The sequence below is a fragment of the Armatimonadota bacterium genome, from assembly GCA_031459855.1.
Classification (GTDB): domain Bacteria; phylum Sysuimicrobiota; class Sysuimicrobiia; order Sysuimicrobiales; family Humicultoraceae; genus Fervidifonticultor; species Fervidifonticultor primus.
Window position 1 is genome coordinate 230,059 of sequence record JAVKHP010000001.1, and the last position, 16,859, is coordinate 246,917.

A 16,859-nucleotide genomic window follows, 5' to 3' on the forward strand; every position below is an offset into this window, starting at 1 on the left:
CCGACATTGGCGCCTTCGGCAGCCCTGCGCGGCGGTGACAACCATCCGTCCCGTCACCCCACGACGATCATGTCGTCGCCAGCGGCCCTGCCGCGCCTCCACGGGAGGGCGAGGCCGCATGAGGCCATCCGACGACTGCCGTCGTCACCAACGGCGACGTCGAGACTGCGGGGGTAACAACCACACGTTCCCGCCACGCCCGCCTACATCGACAGGGCGCGGCAGCCTGGCGTCGAACCCCAAGACGACGGCGCACGGCAACCTCACGGCAACCTGTAGATCGCCATGGCCACCTTCGACCTCCTCATCCGCGGCGGCCGGATCGTCGACGGCACCGGTACCCCGTGGTACCGCGCCGACGTCGGCATCGCCAGCGGCCGCATCGCCGCCCTGGGCCGTCTCGACGGCAGCGACGCCCGCGAGGTGCTCGACGCGCACGATCAGGTCGTCGCGCCGGGCTTCATCGACGTGCACACCCACTCCGAGCTGCGCCTGCTGACCGACCCGCTGCTGCCGCCCAAGATCCGCCAGGGCGTGACCACCGAGATCATCGGCCTCGACGGGCTCTCGCTGGCGCCGCTGACCGACGCCACCGCCACCACCCTCCCCGCGCGCCTGGCCGGGCTCGCCGGCACCGCCGACGTGGCGTGGACGTGGCGCACCGTGGGCGAGTTCCTGGCCCGACTGGAGGCCGCGCGCCCTGCCCCCAACGTCGCCTACCTGGCGCCCCACGGCACGATCCGCGCCGCCGTCGCCGGGTTCGAGGCCCGGCCGCTGACCGCCGACGAACTACGCCGGGCCCAGGGGGTGCTGCAGGCTGCCCTTGAGGACGGCGCCGTCGGGTTCTCGACCGGCCTGATCTACCCGCCGTGCAGTTTCGCCGACGCCGACGAGCTGGTCGCGCTGTGCGCGGTGGCGGCGCGCGTGGGGGCGCCCTTCGTGGTGCACGTGCGCAACGAGAGCGAGCACGTGCTCGAGGCCATGGACGAGGTGCTCGAGGTCGCGCGCCGCAGCGGGGCCCCCCTGCACGTGTCGCACCTGAAGGCCGCCGGCCGGCGCAACTGGGACAAGCTGACCGTGGTGCTCGAGCGCTTCGACCGCGCCCGCGCCGCCGGCGTCGAGGTCACCTTCGACCAGTACCCGTACGCGGCCGGCAGCACCTTTCTTAGCGCCCTGCTGCCGCCGTGGGCCCACGATGGCGGCACGGCAGCGCTGCTCGAGCGCCTGCGCGATCCCCAGACCCGCCGGCGGCTGGCCGACGAGCTCGAGCAGCCCGGCCGCTGGGAGAACTTCGTCTACGCCTGCGGGTGGGAGGCCGTGCAGGTAGCCGCCGTGCGCACCGACGCCAACCGGTGGTGCGAGGGGCGGCGGCTGCCCGAGATCGCGGCGGCCCGCGGCCAGTCCCCGGCCGAGGCGCTCTTCGACCTCCTCCTCGAGGAAGACGGCGCGGCCACCATGATCGTCTTCTGGGGCGAGGAGGCCCGCATCACCGAGGCGATGCGTCACCCCCTTCAGATGGTCGGCAGCGACGGCATCTTCGGCGGCAAGCCCCACCCGCGCCTGTACGGTACCTTCCCGCGGGTGCTGGGCCCCTACGTGCGCACCGGCACCCTGCGCCTGGAGGACGCCGTCCGGCGCATGACCGCCGGCGCCGCACAGCGCTTTGGTCTCGTCGGCCGCGGGCTGCTCGTGCCGGGCGGCTGGGCGGACGTCGTCGTCTTCGACCCCGTGACCGTGGCCGACCGCGCGACCTACGAGGAGCCCCACCAGTACCCGGTGGGCATCCGCCACGTGCTGGTCAACGGCATCCCCGTCGTGCGCGACGGCGACGTGACCGGCGCGCGGCCGGGGCGGGTGTTGCGGTGGCGACAGTCGGCGTGATCCATTTGCAAGGGAACGGCGCCATGGGCATGGATGCCATCGAGGTGAGGCTGGCCCGGCTCGAGGGGGCCTACGAGCAGATCGACAGACGCCTCGGCACGATCGAAGACCGCCTGGTGCGCCTCGAGACCAAGGTCGACGCCGGGTTTGCCCGCGCCGACGCCCGGATGGACGCGCTGGCCGAGCGGGTCAACGTCCGCATCGACGAGTTGGAACGTCGGCTCACCAGCCCTGCCTGGCTCCACTGCGGCCAGCATACGGCCGTTTAGGCCAACACATCATCGAAGCCCGCACCTGGCGGGCCGGCGTCCAGCTGAAAGCTGCTCATCTAGCAGATTTCAGTTGACCAGCTTTCCGTCATCGGTTTATACTGAGAGTGTGGCAGATATTCCGATAATCGGAGGATCCGAATGATCGTCACTCGCATCGGACGACGAGGAACCGTGGTGATTCCGTCGTCGATCCGACGTCGTTTCGACTTGCAGGAAGGGTCCCTTGTCATTGCCGAGGAGCGGGACGAAGGGGTACTCATCCGACCGGCCGCGGCGGTGCCTGTGGAGATCTACAGCCCGCAGCGTCGGGCGGAGTTCCTTCTTTCAAACGCGGTAGACGAGGAGGACTACGCCCAGGCGGTGGCTGAGGTGCGCAAGATGGGACTGGATCCGGACCAGATCCCCCACCGCCGCCCCCCGAAAGCATAGTCAATGCAGCGACGCGCGCCACGAACACGTCACCTGTGGATCTCGTCTTCCTGGATGCCAACGTGCTCTTCTCGGCGGCCTATCGTCCCACCAGCCGCCTTCGCACGCTGTGGACCCTGCAGGGGATCCGGCTCCTCACCTCCGCGCAGGCGGTAGAGGAAGCCCGGCGCAACCTCGATTCCCCTCAGCAACGCGCGGAGTTGATGCGGCTCATCGAGCAGATGGAGGTTACCGCGGCGCCTCGGCGGCAGCGAGAACTCCCGATCGACCTTCCCCCGGACGATCGCATGGTGCTGCTCGCGGCCATCGAGGCGCGGGCGACCCACTTTCTGACGGGGGACGTCCGTCACTTCTCCGGGTATTACGGCATGGACGTGCAGGAAGTCCGCATCTTGACGCCAGCTGAGTACCTCAGGCTGCGGGGCGAGGCGGTGCCGGGTTCTTAGGCGTCGTCGGCCAAGCCCGACTCGTGGCGCGCAGCTCCCAATGCGTTGGGCGAGCGCACGCTCTATTTGAACACCATGCGAGACTGGCGGGAGCGACGGGATTTGAACCCGCGATCTCCTGCGTGACAGGCAGGTGTGTTGACCAGGCTACACCACGCCCCCGGGACGACGCCCACTCCCGCCAGGGCACATTCTAGAGGTGGGGTCCGGGGGTGTCAACGCTGCGCGCTCAGCCGTCATGGCACCAACGGCCGGTAACGAGCCGGCCTGCCGCTCGTCGCCACGGCAGCAGCACTCACGCCACCTGCGCGGCCGACGGCGCGTCGCGTACGATGCATACCTTCTCGGCGGCGGCCTCGAAGAAGTAGCCCGAGCCTCCTTCCCCGACGATCTGCAGCAGCCGGTTGCCGTCGGTCGCCCTGATGCCACCCAGCACGTCGACGCCACGGGCGAAGAACGGCCGTGGCCAGGGTGAGGCGGTGGGCCCGGCCAGCACCACACGGCGGGCGCCGCGCGCGGCGTCCAGCAACTCGTCGATCCCGCCCTCCACCAGCGCCGAGCCGGTGATGAGCGCAACGCTCGCGGCCCCCAGCACGTCGCGGGCGCGCTCGGGCGGCCACCACAGGTGCTGTTCGTCGTCGCGCAGCGCGTCGCGGTGGCGGTCGATCACCCACAGCGCGGCCACCCGGCCCTTGAGGGCCTTGAGGAACGGCGTGAACGCGCCGACCATCGCCACGCGGTCGCTGGATCCGACGGCGGCGGCGTCCAGCGCGTCGACACCGGGCAGCAGGCGGCCGCCGGGAATGCCATAGCGCTCCATGGCCAGCGCCGAGAGGGCGTTCAGCACGGCCACGCCGACGGCCCGGCGCAGCGGCACCGGCGAGGTGGCGTAGGCGGCCAGTGCCCAGGCGTCCTGTCCGGCCAGCCGCCCCGCCGGCGGCGCGGCAGCCGCCGAGCGGGGACAGCACACGGTGTCGCCAAGGCCCCGGGGCGTGAATGCCAGGCCCACGTGCCCGGTAGCGAGCTGCGCCGCGGTGTAGAAGACGCCGACCCTGACGTCGCGCACGGGCAGTGCTTCGCCGGCGAGCACCTGCGCCAGGTCGTCCTGCCAGGCTTCGATGACGCCCATGCTGTGGCCACCTCCCCTGCCGACGGTGCAGAACCACACGCCGCCGGTGATCCTGCGCGGTCCTACGTAGATTGTACAATGGACCTGACTGCGAGCGCGTGCGCAGGTTTGCACGCCACGCCCAGCGGGTCAGGGAGGTGCGCCCCATGCTCAGCGGCGTGTGGATCGTGGTCGTTTCGTTCGTGCGCCTGCCGTTCACGTACGTGCTGGGGACTGGCGCGAAGCTGGCCGAGATTGGGGCCCGCGGCGGGCTCCCGGCCGGACGCGACGAAGACCTGCCGTTTCTCAACTGGCTGCTGGTCGCCGGCCGGATCCTGATCGCGGTGGTGGCGCTGGGCATCGTGGCGGTCTTTGCGGTGCTGGCGCTGGTCGCGCTGCGCCAGGGGGTGGGGCCGTTCCTGGGCGGGCTGGTCACGGGTGTGCTGGCGGCGTTCGCCTGGGTCTGGGTCGCCGGCCTGGCACTGGAGAGCCTGAGCCTGACGATCGTCATCGCCAACAACACCCGTGAGATGGTGCACCTGCTGCGGGCGCGGGCAGGCTGACAGCCGGAAAGGGCTGAATAAGGAGTGCGGATCGAGACGACCGTCTACATCGACGCCGACTTCCTTCGGGCGGTCAAGGTGGCCGCGGCGCCCATTGGAAAGAGGAAGTACACGATCTTCGAAGAGGCCCTGCGCCGGTTTCTGGGGTGGGAACTCCTCGACCGGGTCCCTGATTGAGCGTCGCCAGAACTCGACGAGCGTGAAGCCTTGCGCCTCGCCTACCGCGAGCTCCGCGAGACACGGCGGTAGGTGCGGCAGGCAATCCTGGATCCGGGAGCCCTCGTCGCAGAACTGATTTGCGCGAAGGGCACCCCAGGCAGCTGCTGCGTCTTTGGTTCGAGGGCGAACGGCGGGCCTCCCGCTGCTCGTCTCGGGCGACCGCGCCCTCCTCGGGCTATACCCGCCACGCAGCTCAGGCGATCGCCCCCACCACCCGGTCCCCGAACTCCGCCGTCGACACCGCCGGCCGCCCGGCCGCCACGTCCGCGGTGCGGACCCCCGCGGCCAGGGTGGCCTCGACCGCCGCTTCCACCGCGGTGGCCTCGCGTTCGAGGCGCAGCGCGTACCGCAGCAGCAGCGCCGCTGAGAGGATGGCGCCGGTGGGGTTGGCGATGCCCTGGCCGGCGATGTCGGGCGCGGTGCCGTGGACGGGTTCGTACAGCGACGTGCCCTCGCCCAGGCTGGCCGACGGCAGGAACCCCAGCGAGCCCACCACGCCCGCGGCCTCGTCGCTCAAGATGTCGCCGAACATGTTCTCGGTGACGACCACGTCGAAGGCCGTCGGGCGGCGGACGAGCTGCATGGCGGTGCTGTCGACCAGGGCGTGCTCGCAGGTGACGTCGGGGTAGGCGCGCGCGACCTCGGTAACGACCTCGCGCCACAGCTGGGAGGAGTGCAGCACGTTGGCCTTGTCGACCGAGGTGACGTGGCGCCGGCGGGCGCGCGCGGCCTCGAACGCCACTCGCGCCACGCGGGCGATCTCGTCCTCGCTGTAGGGCAGCGTGTCGACGGCGGCGCGCCGGCCGTCGCGGACGCTGCGGCCGCGCGGGGTGCCGAAGTACAGCCCGCCGGCCAGTTCGCGCACGATGACGAGGTCGGTGCCGGCCACGACCTCGGGCCGCAGCGGCGAGGCGTCGTGCAGCCCCGGGAAGGCGCGCACGGGGCGCAGGTTGGCGAACAGCTGCAGCTCGCGGCGCAGGTGCAGCAGCCCGGCCTCGGGGCGGCGGTCGGGCGGAAGCCCGTCCCACTGGGGGCCGCCCACGGCACCCAGCAGGATGGCGTCGGCGCGGCGGCAGGCGTCGAGGGTGGCCGCGGGCAGGGGATCGCCGCCGGCGGCGACCGCTGCCGAGCCGAACGGGACGTCGGTGAACACGAACTGGTGGCCGTAGCGCTCGGCCACGCGGCGCAGCACCTTGACGGCTTCGGCGGTGACTTCGGGCCCGATCCCGTCGCCGGGCAGGACGACGATCTCGGCGCGCACTAGAACGCCTGCTGGATCCGCCGGCACACCCAGAGCGCCGGGTCGTCGTCCTCGGTGCGAGCCGCCGCGTCGAGGAGGCCGGAGCGTTCCGCGGCCAGCCAGGGGGTGGCTGTCGTGCCGGCGGCGTGCGCCGGCGGGCGAGCACGGTCGCCCGGCAGCGTCACCCCCGCCACGTCGCTGTCATCGCCACAAAAGACCGTCTGCCAGATCCGGTTCCACTCCATGACCGTCGCCTCCGCCTCGCTGGGACGCCCGCCGCCGGCCACCGGCCGGAAGCGGAAGCACACACCGTGTCTGGTCGCAGCCTCTCCAAAACCCTCTGGCTGGAGCCCCTGTCTGTAACCTCCTGCGCCGCTGGCCCTGACGGCGCGGCCGCTCCCGCGCCGCGCTCGGGCACGCAGCGCGCCTGCCTCAGGCCCGCTGCACCGCGCCCACCAGCAGCGCGTACTCCAGGCTGTCCGCCAGCGCCTGGGCACTGGCGGCCACCACGTTCTCCGAGACGCCCACCGTGCCCCAGCGGCGGGTCCCGTCGGTCGAGGTGATGAGCACCCGCACCCGCGCGGCGGTGGCTGCCTCGGCGTTGAGCACGCGCACCTTGTAGTCGACCAGACGCACCCGCGCCAGCTCGGGATGGAAGCGCTCCAGCGCGGCGCGCAGCGCCCGGTCGAGGGCGTGGACCGGCCCGTTGCCCTCTGCAGACGCCCCCGCCTCCTCGCCACGCACGGACACGCGCACGATGGCACGGGCCGCGCACTGCCCGCCGTCGTGGTCCACGGCGACGTGAAAGGCTTTGATCTCGAAGGCGGGCCGGTGCGCCAGCGCGCGGCGGCGCAGCAGCAGCTCGAACGACGCCTCGGCCCCCTCGAACTGGTAGCCCTCGTGCTCCAGGCGCTTGAGGTCCTGCAGGGCTGCCTGCACGCCGGGGTGGTCGCGGTCCAGGGCCAGCCCCAACTCGTCGGCCTTGTAGAGCACGTTGGCCCGTCCCGAGAGGTCGCTCATGACGACCCGGCGGGTATTGCCGACCGCAGCCGGGGGCACGTGCTCGTACATCGCGGGGTCGACCATCACGGCGCTCACGTGCACGCCGCCCTTGTGGGCGAAGGCGTTGGTCCCCACGTAGGGCTGGTAGTCGTTCGGTGCCAGGTTGGCCAGCTCGGCCACCAGGTGGCTGACCTCGCGCAGGCGCGCCAGGGCCTCGGGGTGCAGGGCCTCGTAGCCGAGCTTGAGCCGCAGGTTGGCCACCACCGAGCACAGGTTGGCGTTGCCGCAGCGCTCGCCGTAGCCGTTGATGGTGCCCTGCACGTGGGTGCAGCCGGCCTCCACCGCCACCAGGGCGTTGGCCACCGCCAGCTCGCTGTCGTTGTGGGTGTGGATGCCCACCGGCCCGCCCACCACGCGCACCACCCGCTCGACGCCGGCGCGGACCTGCGCGGGCAGGCTGCCGCCGTTGGTGTCGCAGAGCACGACGCATGCGGCGCCGGCGTCGCGCGCCGCCCGCACGGTAGCCAGGGCGTAGTCGGCGTTGGCCCGCAGCCCGTCGAAGAAGTGCTCGGCGTCGTAGATCACCTCGCGGCCGGCGGCGCGCAGGTAGGCCACCGAGTCGGCGATCATCGCCAGGTTCTCGTCGAGCGTGGTGCGCAGCGCCGCCCGCACGTGCAGGTCCCACGACTTCCCAAAGATGGTGACGACCGGCGTGCCGGCCTCGAGCAGCAGCCGCAGGTTCTCGTCGGCCTCGGCCCGCACGCCGGGCCGCCGCGTGCTGCCGAAGGCGGCGATGCGCGCGTGTCGCCAGACGAGGTGGCGGGCCTGGGCGAAGAACGCCAGGTCCCGGGGGTTGCTGCCGGGCCAGCCGCCTTCGATGTAATCGACGCCGAGCTCGTCGAGCAGCCGGGCGATGCGCACCTTGTCGTCCACCGAGAAGGCCACGCCGGCCGCCTGCGTGCCGTCGCGCAGGGTCGTGTCGTAGATCGCAATACGGCTCATGGCGTCACGCTACCGAACGGTCTCGTGGGCGTGGTGCCGCGCGCAGTGGCCGGCGCGGACACGCCGGGCCCGGTCAGGCTCCCGCTGGCCCGCGCGCCCGGCGCGGCCGTCACCGGCAGCCGCGTACGCTCCGTCAGGCGCCGCCGGCCGGCCCACGGCCCCCCGCCCCCTCCCGCCGCAGCTGCCCGCTGGCGACCTGCTGGCGCACGTACTCGATGATGCCGCCCGCCGCCACCAGCCGGCGCATGAACTCGGGCAGCGGCGCGGCCTGGTGGGTCGTGCCCTTCGTCTCGTTGACGATGCGCCCGGTCTCGGTGTCGACGACCAGCACGTCGCCGGTGTCGGTCACGTCGGGCAGGTCGCGGCACTCGAGCAGGGGCAGCCCGATGTTGAAGGCGTTGCGGAAGAAGATGCGGGCGTACGACCGGGCGATGACGCAGGCCACGCCCAGGCCCTTGATGGCGATCGGCGCGTGCTCGCGGGAGGAGCCCTGCCCGAAGTTCTCGCCGGCCACGATGACGTCGCCCGGCTGGATGCGGCTCGCGAGCGTGGGGTCGAGATCCTCGAAGCAGTGCGCCGCCAGGACCGTGGGGTCGGCGGTCACGAGGTAGCGCGCGGGGATGATGACGTCGGTGTCGATGTGGTCGCCCAGCCGCCAGGCGGTGCCCCGATGCGTCATCTTCCCACCCCCGCCGCCGTCTTCCCCAGCACCTCGTCGGGGTGCGCCAGCCGGCCCAGCACGGCGCTGGCGGCGGCGACGGCCGGCCCCGAGAGGTAGACCTTGCTCTCGCGGTGGCCCATGCGGCCCACGAAGTTGCGCGACGAGGTCGAGACGCACACCTCGCCGGCCGCCAGCACCCCCATGTGCCCGCCGATGCACGGCCCGCAGGTCGACGCGCTGACCACCGCGCCGGCGTCGAGGAAGATCTTGATGAGCCCTTCCTCCAGCGCCTGCCGGTAGATGGCGGGCGTGGCCGGGATCACCAGCATGCGGGTGCGCGGGTGCACGCTGCGGCCCTCCAGCAGGCGCGCGGCCACCCGCAGGTCCTCGAGCCGGCCGTTGGTGCACGTGCCGATGAACACCTGGTCGACCGGCACGCCCGCCGCCTCGCGCACGGGCACGACGTTGCCCGGCGACGAGGGCGCCGAGACCACCGGCTCGAGGCGGCTGGTGTCGTACTCGACCACCCGGGCGTACTCGGCGTCGGGGTCGGCGAACACCGGCGTAAACGGCCGCCGCGCCCGGGGCCGCACCCAGTCGAGCACCACGTCGTCGGGCTCCATGATGCCGTTCTTGCCGCCGGCCTCGACCGCCATGTTGGTGATGCTGAACCGCTCGTCCATGGTGAGGTGGCGCAGCGCCTCGCCGGCGAACTCCATGGCGCAGTAGCGCGCGCCGTCGACGCCGATGTCGCCGATGATGCGCAGCACCAGGTCCTTGCCGGTCACCCAGGGCGCGGGACGGCCCCGGAAGACGAAGCGCAGGGTCTCGGGCACGCGGAACCACAGGCGCCCGGTGGCCATCACCGCCGCCAGGTCGGAGGACCCCACGCCGGTGGCGAACGCGCCCAGGGCCCCGTGGTTGCACGTGTGGGAGTCGGCGCCGACGAACACCTCGCCGGGCAGCACGAATCCCTGCTCGGCCAGCAGCACGTGCGCGATGCCCGCCCGCCCCACCTCGAAGTAGTGCGGCAGCGCGTGGCGACGGGCGAACTCGCGCATGATCTTGCACTGCTCGGCCGAGGCGATGTCCTTGTTGGGCGCGTAGTGGTCGGGCACCAGGGCGACCCGGTCGGGGTCGAACACGGTTTCCACGCCGGTCCGCTCGAACTCGCGGATCGCCAGCGGCGCCGTGATGTCGTTGGCGAAGCAGAAGTCGACCCGGGCCTCGACCAGGTCGCCCGGACGCACCCGGGGCAGGTCGGCGTGCGCGGCCAGGATCTTCTCGGTCAGCGTCATGCCCATGCCGGGGTCCCCGTGCGCTCGGCGGCCTCGCGCGCGGCCACCAGCCGGTTGATGGCGTCGAGGTAGGCCCGCACGCTGGCCTCGAGGATGTCGGTGCTGCTGGCGCGGCCGGTCACCACCACCGCGCCGTCGCGCACCCGCACCGTGACCTCGCCCAGGGCGTCGGTGCCGCCGGTGACCGCGCGGATGGCGTAGTCGACCAGCTGGGCCGCGGTGCCCGTCAGTCGGTTCACCGCGGCGCACAACGCGTCGACCGGCCCGTCGCCGGTGCCCGCCTCGGTCACCACGCCCCCGGGCGTCTCCAGGGTGACCGTGGCGGCCGGGGCGGAGGCGGTGCCGGTGGAGACCTGGAAGGCCCGCAGCACGAACCGCGCCGGCACGTCGTGGCGGACCTCTTCGTCGACCAGCGCCAGGATGTCGTCGAGGGTCACCTGCTTCTTGCGGTCGGCGACCTCTTTGAAGCGCTGGAAGGCACGGCTGAGCGCCTCCTCGTCGAGCCGCACCCCGTGGTCTTCCAATGCCTTGCGGAAGGCGTGGCGGCCCGAGTGCTTGCCCAGCACCAGGCGGTTGGTGGGCAGGCCGACGTCCTCGGGGCGCATGATCTCGTAGGTGGCGCGGTTGACCAGCACGCCGTGCTGGTGGATGCCCGCCTCGTGGGCGAAGGCGTTCTCGCCGACGACGGCCTTGTTGGGCTGCACGGCGATGCCGGTGATGGCCGTCAGCAGGCGGCTGGTGCGGTAGAGCTTGGTGGTGTCCACGCGGGTCGCCAGCTTGAAGACGTCGCGGCGCGTGCGCAGGGCCATGACGATCTCCTCGAGGGCCGCGTTGCCCGCGCGCTCGCCGATGCCGTTGATGGTGCACTCCACCTGCCGGGCCCCGGCGCCCACGCCCGCCAGCGAGTTGGCCACGGCCAGGCCCAGGTCGTTGTGGCAGTGGACGCTCCAGACGACCTTGTCGCTGTCGGGGATGCGCGCCCGCAGCGTCTGGAACAGCGCGGCGTACTCGCCCGGGGTGGTGTAGCCCACGGTGTCGGGCACGTTGATGGTGGTGGCGCCGGCCCGGATCGCCACGTCGAAGATGCGGCAGAGGAAGTCGATCTCGGAGCGGGTGGCGTCCTCGGCCGAGAACTCCACGTCGTCGCAGAAGCGGCGGGCCTGCCGCACGGCCGCGTCGGCCGCCGCGACCACCTCGTCGGGGCGCATGCGCAGCTTGTCGCGCATGTGGATCGGCGAGGTGGCGATGAAGACGTGCACCCGGGGTCGGGCCGCGGGCCGCAGCGCCTCGATGGCCGCCTCCACGTCCTTGGGGTTGGCGCGGGCCAGGCCGGCGACGGTCACCTCGCGGAGCTCGCGGGCGATGGTGCGCACGCCCTCGAGATCACCGGGTGAGGAGATGGGGAACCCCGCCTCGATGACGTCCACGCGCAACGCCTCGAGCTGACGGGCGAGCTCGAGCTTCTCGGCCGGCGTCATGGAGAAGCCGGGGGACTGCTCGCCGTCCCGCAGGGTCGTGTCGAAGATGCGCACGTGGTCGTCCATCGGTTCGCCTCCTGTCGCGGCGGCCCGCCGCCCGGCTCGTGGCCGGGGCGGCGGCGACTACGTGTTCTGCGGCCCCCGCACCAGGGTCACCTGGCCGGTGCGGGCCATCTCCCGGATGCCGTACTTCTTGAGCAGCTCGACGATGGCGTCGACCTTCTCGCTGCGCCCGGTGACCTCGAGGGTCAGCGTCCGGTCGGTCAGGTCGACGACGCTGGCCCGGAAGACGTTGGCGATCTCCATGATCTCCAGGCGGGTGCCCGGCGTGACGTTCACCTTCACCAGCGCCAGCTCGCGGTCGACGGTGGGGGTGCCGTCCACCGCCGTGGCCCGCAGCACCTCCACCAGCTTGCGCAGCTGCTTGGCGAACGACTCGGTGCGGTCGGGCGGGGTGTCCACGACGATGGTCATGCGCGAGATCGACGGGTCCTCGGTGGGCCCCACCGAGAGGCTGTGGATGTTCACCCCGCGCCGGCGGATCAACCCGGCCACGCGCACCAGGACGCCGGGCACGTTCTGCACCAGCACCGAGATGGTCGCCGCGTGTGGGTCGCTCATGGTCGTCTCCCTCGCCTTGCCGCGCGCCCGGCCTAGCGCACCGCGATGTCCACGGGCGGCCGCATGGCCGCCAGCTGCGCCAGCACGTCGTGGATCGGGTGGTCGCGAAACGCCGCCACCAGCGCGGGGTCGGCGGGCTGCGTCTCGGCCCGCGGGTAGGCGATCTGGCTCAGCAGCGCCTCGAAGCGCGGCCCCCACTTGCGCGTGCCCAGGCGCGCCGTGGTGGAGCAGTTGTCGACCATGTAGGCCACGCCCCGCGCGTGCATGTAGGGCAGCAGCGAGTCCACCGCCTCGATCACCGACTCGTTGGCGATCTCGGAGTAGGGGTGGCCGCGGGCGATGAGCAGGTCGATCTGGGCCATCATGGTGCCCAGGAACGTGCCCGCGGTGAACGCATGCACCTCGGCGCCACTGCGGCTGCGGGCGGCGCGCACCTCGGCGCCCACCTTCCACATGCCGCTGCCCTCGATGGGCGGCATCGGGTACTCGGCCAGGCGCTTGGTGGCCATCACCACGCTGCGCAGCTCGTTGCCCGAGGCCACCTCGTCGTAGATCTCGACCAGCAGGGGCCAGGTCACCTGGTAGGCGGCGGTGTAGGCCCGCTCGAACTCGTCGCGCTCGGCCGGCGCCAGGCGCTCGTAGACCGCGCGCAGCCCGCCCTTGGAGATGGCGGCGGCGATGGGACCGGTGATGCTCTCGCACGCGTGGACGAACGCCTCGTGGGGCGCGTACCCGCGGCCCAGGTAGTGGCGGTACAGGCTCTCCACGATGCCCCAGACGGCGCCCAGCAGGATCGCCCGCTCGCCGAAGATGTCGGAGAGGTATTCGGAGCGCAGCGTGGTCTTGAAGGTGTACGGCGCGCCCAGGCCCACCGACCACGCCAGCGCGATGTCGGTGGCCCGCCCGTCGACGTCCTGCTCGACCGCGAACGAGGTGTTGATGCCGGCGCCGTTCAGCTCGCGGCCCTGCTCGTACAGGCGCCGGACCGACGGCCCCATGCCCTTGGGACAGACCCCCACCACGTTGACGTGCGGCGGCCAGGTGGCGCCCACGTTGCGCAGGTGGCCGAGCAGGAAGCCGTGGGACAGGCCCAGGGTCGCGCCGGGCCGCAGCGCCTCGAAGATGCGGGGGTAGAGCTCGGCCTGGGCGGCATCGGCGATCAGCAGCAGCACCAGGTCGGCGCGGGCGATGACGTCGAACATCTCGCCCAAGGTGCCGTCGGCCTCGGTGAAGCCCGCCTGCCGGGCCGCCTCCCACGACGGCGAGCCCGCGCGCAGCCCCACCACGACGCGGATCGGCGTCCCGGCCAGCGACTCGCGCAGGTTCAGCGCCTGGGCCGGCGCCTGCGACCCCCACCCGATGACGCCGATGGTGCGGATGCCCTCCAGGGCCCGCGGGAGCAGCGGGAAGAGGTGCCGGCCGCCGCGCACGAACGACTCGCGCCGCTCGGCCAGCTCCAGCGTCTCGACCGGGAAGACCGTCGAGGTGAACGTGTTGTCGCCTGCGGCGCCGGTGGCCGCCGGCGCCCCCGTGCCCTCACGCATCGATGATGATCTCCTTCACCGACTGGCCCGAGGGGATCATCGGCAGGCAGTTCTCCTCCGGGTCGCACAGGACGTCGACGACGCAGGGGCGCCCCTCGGTGGCCAGGGCCTCGCGCAGGGCGGGGTCGACCTGCTCGGGCCGCTCGACGCGGATGCCGCGGCACCCGAAGACCTCGGCCAGCCGGGCGAAGTCGGGGTTGCGCAGCAGCGACGCCGACAGCCGGTTGCGGTAGAAGAACGACTGCCACTGCCGCACCATGCCCAGGGCGTTGTTGTTGAGGACGATCACCGGCAGGCTCAAGCCCCACTCGGCGGCCGTGATCAGGTCCTGCAGCGTCATCATGAACCCGCCGTCGCCCACCACGGCGATCACCTGCCGGTCGGGCACCGCGAACTTGGCGCCCATGGCCGCCGGGAAGCCGAAGCCCATGGCGCCCAGGCCGCCCGAGGTGATGAACTGTCGGGGCCCGCGCGGCTTGTACCACTGGGCCATCCACATCTGGTGCTGGCCCACGTCGGTGGTGACCACGGCCCGTCCCTCGGTGAGCCGGTGCAGCAGGTCGCAGACGTACTGATGGCTGATCACGCCGTCGCGCTGCCGGTAGCGGAACGGGTAGCGCGTGCGCCACTCGTCGATCTGCTTCCACCAGGCATCGATCTGCGGCGGGCGCACCTTCTCGACCAGGGCGGCCAGCACCCGCTTGGCGTCGCCCACGATGGGGATGTGGGCCGGCTTGTTCTTCCCGATCTCGGCCGGGTCGATGTCGATGTGGATGAAGCGGGCCCGGGGCGCGAAGTCCTTGAGCCGCCCGGTCACCCGGTCGTCGAAGCGCACGCCCACCGCCAGGATCACGTCGGCCTCGTTGATGGCGTAGTTGGCGTAGACGCTGCCGTGCATGCCGAGCATGCCCAGGCAGTACGGGTGCGTCTCGTCCACCGCGCCCTTGCCCATCAGCGTGAGGGCCACGGGGATGCGCGTCTTCTCCATCAGCGCTGTCAGCTCGGCGGTGGCGTTGCTGCTGATGATGCCGCCGCCGGCGTAGACGATCGGCCGCTCGGCAGCGGCCAGGGCCTCGGCTGCGGCGGCGATCTGGTTGGGGCTGCCGTCCAGCACCGGCCGGTAGCCCGGGATGGTCACCTCGTCGGGGAACTCGAACTCGGCGGTCTCCTGAGAGACGTCGCGGGGGATGTCGATCAGTACCGGGCCGGGCCGGCCCGTGCGCGCCAGGTAGAAGGCCTGCTTCACGACCCGCGGGATGTCCGCCGTGCGCAGCACCAGCGTGTTCCACTTGGTGATGGGCATGGTGATGCCGGTCACGTCGGCTTCCTGGAAGGCGTCGTTGCCGATCACCGGCCGCGGCACCTGGCCCGTGATGGCCACGATCGGCGCCGAGTCCATCATGGCGTCGGTGATGCCGGTGACCAGGTTGGTGGCGCCGGGGCCCGAGGTGGCGGTGCACACCCCGACCCGGCCCGACGCGCGCGCGTAGCCGACCGCCGCGTGCGCGGCCACCTGCTCGTGGCGGACCAGGACGTGGCGGATGTCGGGGGCGTCGTAGAGCGCGTCGTAGATCGGCAGCGACGCGCCGCCCGGGTGCCCGAAGAGGAGCTCGACCCCCTCCCGGCGCAGCGCTTCGACCAGCGCTTGCGCGCCGGTCATGGGCTGGCGCGCCGGCTGGGTCGCCGGACGCGGGGTGCGCGGTGCCGTCATCTGTCGAGCCATCGTCCGCCTCCTGGTCGCGCAGGGTCGAGCACGCCCTGCGCGGTTCCTAACCACCCATGCGTGGTACGCCCGGGCGTAGCCGCTGCCAGCCGAGGTGTGGCGCGCACGCTGCCTGCGCGCAGGCGCGCACCCCGGCAGGGGCGCACCGTCACGCCCGCGGTGCCGCCCCCTGAAAAAACACGAGCGGGACGCACCCTAAGGACGGTGCGACCCGCGGTACCACCTTAGTTCTCCCCGGACAACGCTCCCGGAGAGCCCTCGACGCCCGTAACGGGGGCTACCCGGCGAGGTCTACTGACCGGGCACACGCGCCCGGTGTTCGTCCCCGCGGCTTGGGGGCGAGATCGGTCAGGGGGCGGAAACCGGCTCGCACCAGACCCGGCTCGCTCTCTCCCGCGAGCCCTGCCGACATGTCCCCGTCACAGCCTGCCGCACGACGCTGCGCCAGGACCCGGGCGCCTGCGGCACCCGGGGAGCAGCAACCTCAAACTCTCGTGAGGAATCGCGTCGCCGTGCTGGCGGTTTGAAGTTACCGCTCATGCTACCCAGGGCCAGGCGGCCTTGTCAAGCCCCCGGAGGGGCGCAAAATGCGTGGCTGGCGCCTCAGCTGAGGCTCAGGCCGCCGTCGACCACCAGGGTCTGGCCGGTCACGAAGTCGCCGCCGGTGACCAGCCCGACGATGGCGCGCGCCACCTCGTCGGGCGTGGCGATGCGGCCCAGCGGGTAGGAGGCGGCCGCCGCGGCCACCGCCTGGGGGTAGCGGTCGCCGAAGTGCGTCTGCATCCAGCGCGTGTCGGTGAACGCCGGCGCGACGGCGTTGACGCGTACGCGGGGCGCCAGCGCCACTGCCAGGCCGCGCGTCAGGTAGATCAGTGCCGCCTTGGTCGCACCGTAGGCCAGCGACGACATCGTCTTGGGCGCCAGGATGCCCGAGATCGACGCCACGTTGACCACCATGCCCTCCGTGGCGGCCAGCAGCGATGCCGCGGCCCGGGTGCACCGGAACGCGCCCTTGACGTTGGTGTCGAAGAGCTCGTCCCAGACCTCGTCGGTGAGCGCCTCCAGGTCGCCCAGCGGGATCCACCGGGTGGTGCCGGCGTTGTTCACCAGCACGTCGAGGCGGCCAAACCGGGCCTCCACCTGGCGCACCATGGCCCGCACCTCGTCGTCGCGGCGCACGTCGGCCTGCACGGGCAGGGCGTCTGCCCCCAGCGCCGTCACCTCGTGGGCCAGCGCCTCGGCCTCGGCGCGGGTGGTGCGGTAGTTGATGGCCACGCCGCGCGCCCCGGCGCGAACCAGCGCCAGGACCGTGGCGCGGCCGATGCCGGTCGCGCCGCCAGTGACCAGGGCGATGCGGTCGTGCAGGTCCATT

Annotated in this window: 17 protein-coding genes and 1 tRNA gene; 6 read left to right on the top strand and 12 right to left on the bottom strand. The window is 72.3% G+C overall.

Translation table 11 applies throughout. From position 1 onward, the window contains the following. The first annotated feature begins 285 nt into the window (after positions 1–285). From QN157_01030 to QN157_01045, 4 genes are all read left to right on the top strand, one after another. Entirely contained in the window at positions 286–1,881 is a 1,596-nt protein-coding gene (locus QN157_01030; protein MDR7554167.1) for a D-aminoacylase, read from the top strand. Continuing rightward, positions 1,863–2,150, top strand: a complete 288-nt coding sequence (locus QN157_01035) for a hypothetical protein (protein ID MDR7554168.1) — start codon at positions 1,863–1,865, stop codon at positions 2,148–2,150. The genes QN157_01030 and QN157_01035 overlap by 19 nt, the downstream gene beginning before the upstream one ends. A gap of 141 nt (positions 2,151–2,291) precedes the next feature. After that, positions 2,292–2,582 (top strand): AbrB/MazE/SpoVT family DNA-binding domain-containing protein, encoded by a 291-nt coding sequence (locus tag QN157_01040; protein ID MDR7554169.1) that lies wholly within the window; start codon positions 2,292–2,294, stop codon positions 2,580–2,582. Between the two features lie 35 nt (positions 2,583–2,617). Next, positions 2,618–3,028 (top strand): PIN domain-containing protein, encoded by a 411-nt coding sequence (locus QN157_01045; protein MDR7554170.1) that lies wholly within the window; start codon positions 2,618–2,620, stop codon positions 3,026–3,028. A gap of 84 nt (positions 3,029–3,112) precedes the next feature. On the opposite strand, the gene QN157_01050 is transcribed toward QN157_01045, so the two are convergent. Together QN157_01050 and QN157_01055 are read right to left on the bottom strand one after the other, a co-directional pair. Next, positions 3,113–3,190: transfer RNA gene (locus tag QN157_01050), tRNA-Asp, on the bottom strand. A 133-nt stretch (positions 3,191–3,323) separates the two neighbouring features. Continuing rightward, on the bottom strand, positions 3,324–4,157 hold the full coding sequence (locus QN157_01055) for a DUF364 domain-containing protein (protein ID MDR7554171.1): 834 nt from the start codon (positions 4,155–4,157) through the stop codon (positions 3,324–3,326). A 146-nt stretch (positions 4,158–4,303) separates the two neighbouring features. Between QN157_01055 and QN157_01060 the strand changes: the two genes are divergently transcribed. Further along, positions 4,304–4,699 (top strand): hypothetical protein, encoded by a 396-nt coding sequence (locus QN157_01060; GenBank protein MDR7554172.1) that lies wholly within the window; start codon positions 4,304–4,306, stop codon positions 4,697–4,699. A gap of 24 nt (positions 4,700–4,723) precedes the next feature. Further along, positions 4,724–4,876, top strand: a complete 153-nt coding sequence (locus QN157_01065; protein ID MDR7554173.1) for a hypothetical protein — start codon at positions 4,724–4,726, stop codon at positions 4,874–4,876. Between the two features lie 235 nt (positions 4,877–5,111). Here the strand turns inward: QN157_01065 and leuB are convergent, their stop codons facing one another. The 10 genes from leuB to QN157_01115 form a co-directional block, all read right to left on the bottom strand. Beyond that, positions 5,112–6,179: a 3-isopropylmalate dehydrogenase gene (leuB, locus tag QN157_01070; protein ID MDR7554174.1), complete on the bottom strand. Its 1,068-nt coding sequence runs from the start codon at positions 6,177–6,179 to the stop codon at positions 5,112–5,114. Further along, positions 6,179–6,403, bottom strand: a complete 225-nt coding sequence (locus QN157_01075) for a hypothetical protein (GenBank protein MDR7554175.1) — start codon at positions 6,401–6,403, stop codon at positions 6,179–6,181. Before QN157_01075 ends, leuB begins: the two co-directional genes overlap by 1 nt. 187 nt (positions 6,404–6,590) lie before the next feature. Next, positions 6,591–8,162, bottom strand: a complete 1,572-nt coding sequence (gene cimA, locus QN157_01080) for a citramalate synthase (GenBank protein ID MDR7554176.1) — start codon at positions 8,160–8,162, stop codon at positions 6,591–6,593. Positions 8,163–8,295: 133 nt separating this feature from the next. Beyond that, positions 8,296–8,841 carry a 3-isopropylmalate dehydratase small subunit gene (locus QN157_01085; GenBank protein ID MDR7554177.1) on the bottom strand — a complete coding sequence of 182 codons (546 nt, stop codon included), beginning with the start codon at positions 8,839–8,841 and terminating at the stop codon, positions 8,296–8,298. Further along, positions 8,838–10,127 (bottom strand): 3-isopropylmalate dehydratase large subunit, encoded by a 1,290-nt coding sequence (gene leuC / locus QN157_01090; protein MDR7554178.1) that lies wholly within the window; start codon positions 10,125–10,127, stop codon positions 8,838–8,840. Before leuC ends, QN157_01085 begins: the two co-directional genes overlap by 4 nt. Then, positions 10,118–11,665 (bottom strand): 2-isopropylmalate synthase, encoded by a 1,548-nt coding sequence (locus tag QN157_01095; protein ID MDR7554179.1) that lies wholly within the window; start codon positions 11,663–11,665, stop codon positions 10,118–10,120. The genes leuC and QN157_01095 overlap by 10 nt, the downstream gene beginning before the upstream one ends. A gap of 57 nt (positions 11,666–11,722) precedes the next feature. Further along, positions 11,723–12,220, bottom strand: coding sequence for an acetolactate synthase small subunit (ilvN, locus tag QN157_01100; GenBank protein MDR7554180.1), 498 nt, complete (start codon positions 12,218–12,220; stop codon positions 11,723–11,725). Between the two features lie 32 nt (positions 12,221–12,252). Beyond that, a complete protein-coding gene (locus tag QN157_01105; GenBank protein ID MDR7554181.1) occupies positions 12,253–13,764 on the bottom strand; it encodes a ketol-acid reductoisomerase in 1,512 nt (503 codons plus the stop codon). After that, positions 13,757–15,487: a biosynthetic-type acetolactate synthase large subunit gene (gene ilvB, locus QN157_01110; protein ID MDR7554182.1), complete on the bottom strand. Its 1,731-nt coding sequence runs from the start codon at positions 15,485–15,487 to the stop codon at positions 13,757–13,759. Before ilvB ends, QN157_01105 begins: the two co-directional genes overlap by 8 nt. A 603-nt stretch (positions 15,488–16,090) precedes the next feature. Then, positions 16,091–16,858, bottom strand: coding sequence for an SDR family oxidoreductase (locus QN157_01115; GenBank protein MDR7554183.1), 768 nt, complete (start codon positions 16,856–16,858; stop codon positions 16,091–16,093). Position 16,859 lies beyond the last annotated feature (1 nt).

What these genes read in the sequence shown, in the direction of transcription:
- QN157_01055 (MDR7554171.1), bottom strand. Translation starts at nt 4,157, where the DNA reads ATGGGCGTCATCGAAGCCTGGCAGGACGACCTGGCGCAGGTGCTCGCC.
- QN157_01075 (MDR7554175.1), bottom strand. Translation starts at nt 6,403, where the DNA reads ATGGAGTGGAACCGGATCTGGCAGACGGTCTTTTGTGGCGATGACAGC.
- QN157_01060 (MDR7554172.1), top strand. Translation starts at nt 4,304, where the DNA reads ATGCTCAGCGGCGTGTGGATCGTGGTCGTTTCGTTCGTGCGCCTGCCG.
- cimA (MDR7554176.1), bottom strand. Translation starts at nt 8,162, where the DNA reads ATGAGCCGTATTGCGATCTACGACACGACCCTGCGCGACGGCACGCAG.
- ilvN (MDR7554180.1), bottom strand. Translation starts at nt 12,220, where the DNA reads ATGAGCGACCCACACGCGGCGACCATCTCGGTGCTGGTGCAGAACGTG.
- ilvB (MDR7554182.1), bottom strand. Translation starts at nt 15,487, where the DNA reads ATGGCTCGACAGATGACGGCACCGCGCACCCCGCGTCCGGCGACCCAG.
- QN157_01095 (MDR7554179.1), bottom strand. Translation starts at nt 11,665, where the DNA reads ATGGACGACCACGTGCGCATCTTCGACACGACCCTGCGGGACGGCGAG.
- QN157_01115 (MDR7554183.1), bottom strand. Translation starts at nt 16,858, where the DNA reads ATGGACCTGCACGACCGCATCGCCCTGGTCACTGGCGGCGCGACCGGC.
- QN157_01085 (MDR7554177.1), bottom strand. Translation starts at nt 8,841, where the DNA reads ATGACGCATCGGGGCACCGCCTGGCGGCTGGGCGACCACATCGACACC.
- QN157_01040 (MDR7554169.1), top strand. Translation starts at nt 2,292, where the DNA reads ATGATCGTCACTCGCATCGGACGACGAGGAACCGTGGTGATTCCGTCG.
- leuC (MDR7554178.1), bottom strand. Translation starts at nt 10,127, where the DNA reads ATGGGCATGACGCTGACCGAGAAGATCCTGGCCGCGCACGCCGACCTG.
- QN157_01030 (MDR7554167.1), top strand. Translation starts at nt 286, where the DNA reads ATGGCCACCTTCGACCTCCTCATCCGCGGCGGCCGGATCGTCGACGGC.
- QN157_01105 (MDR7554181.1), bottom strand. Translation starts at nt 13,764, where the DNA reads ATGCGTGAGGGCACGGGGGCGCCGGCGGCCACCGGCGCCGCAGGCGAC.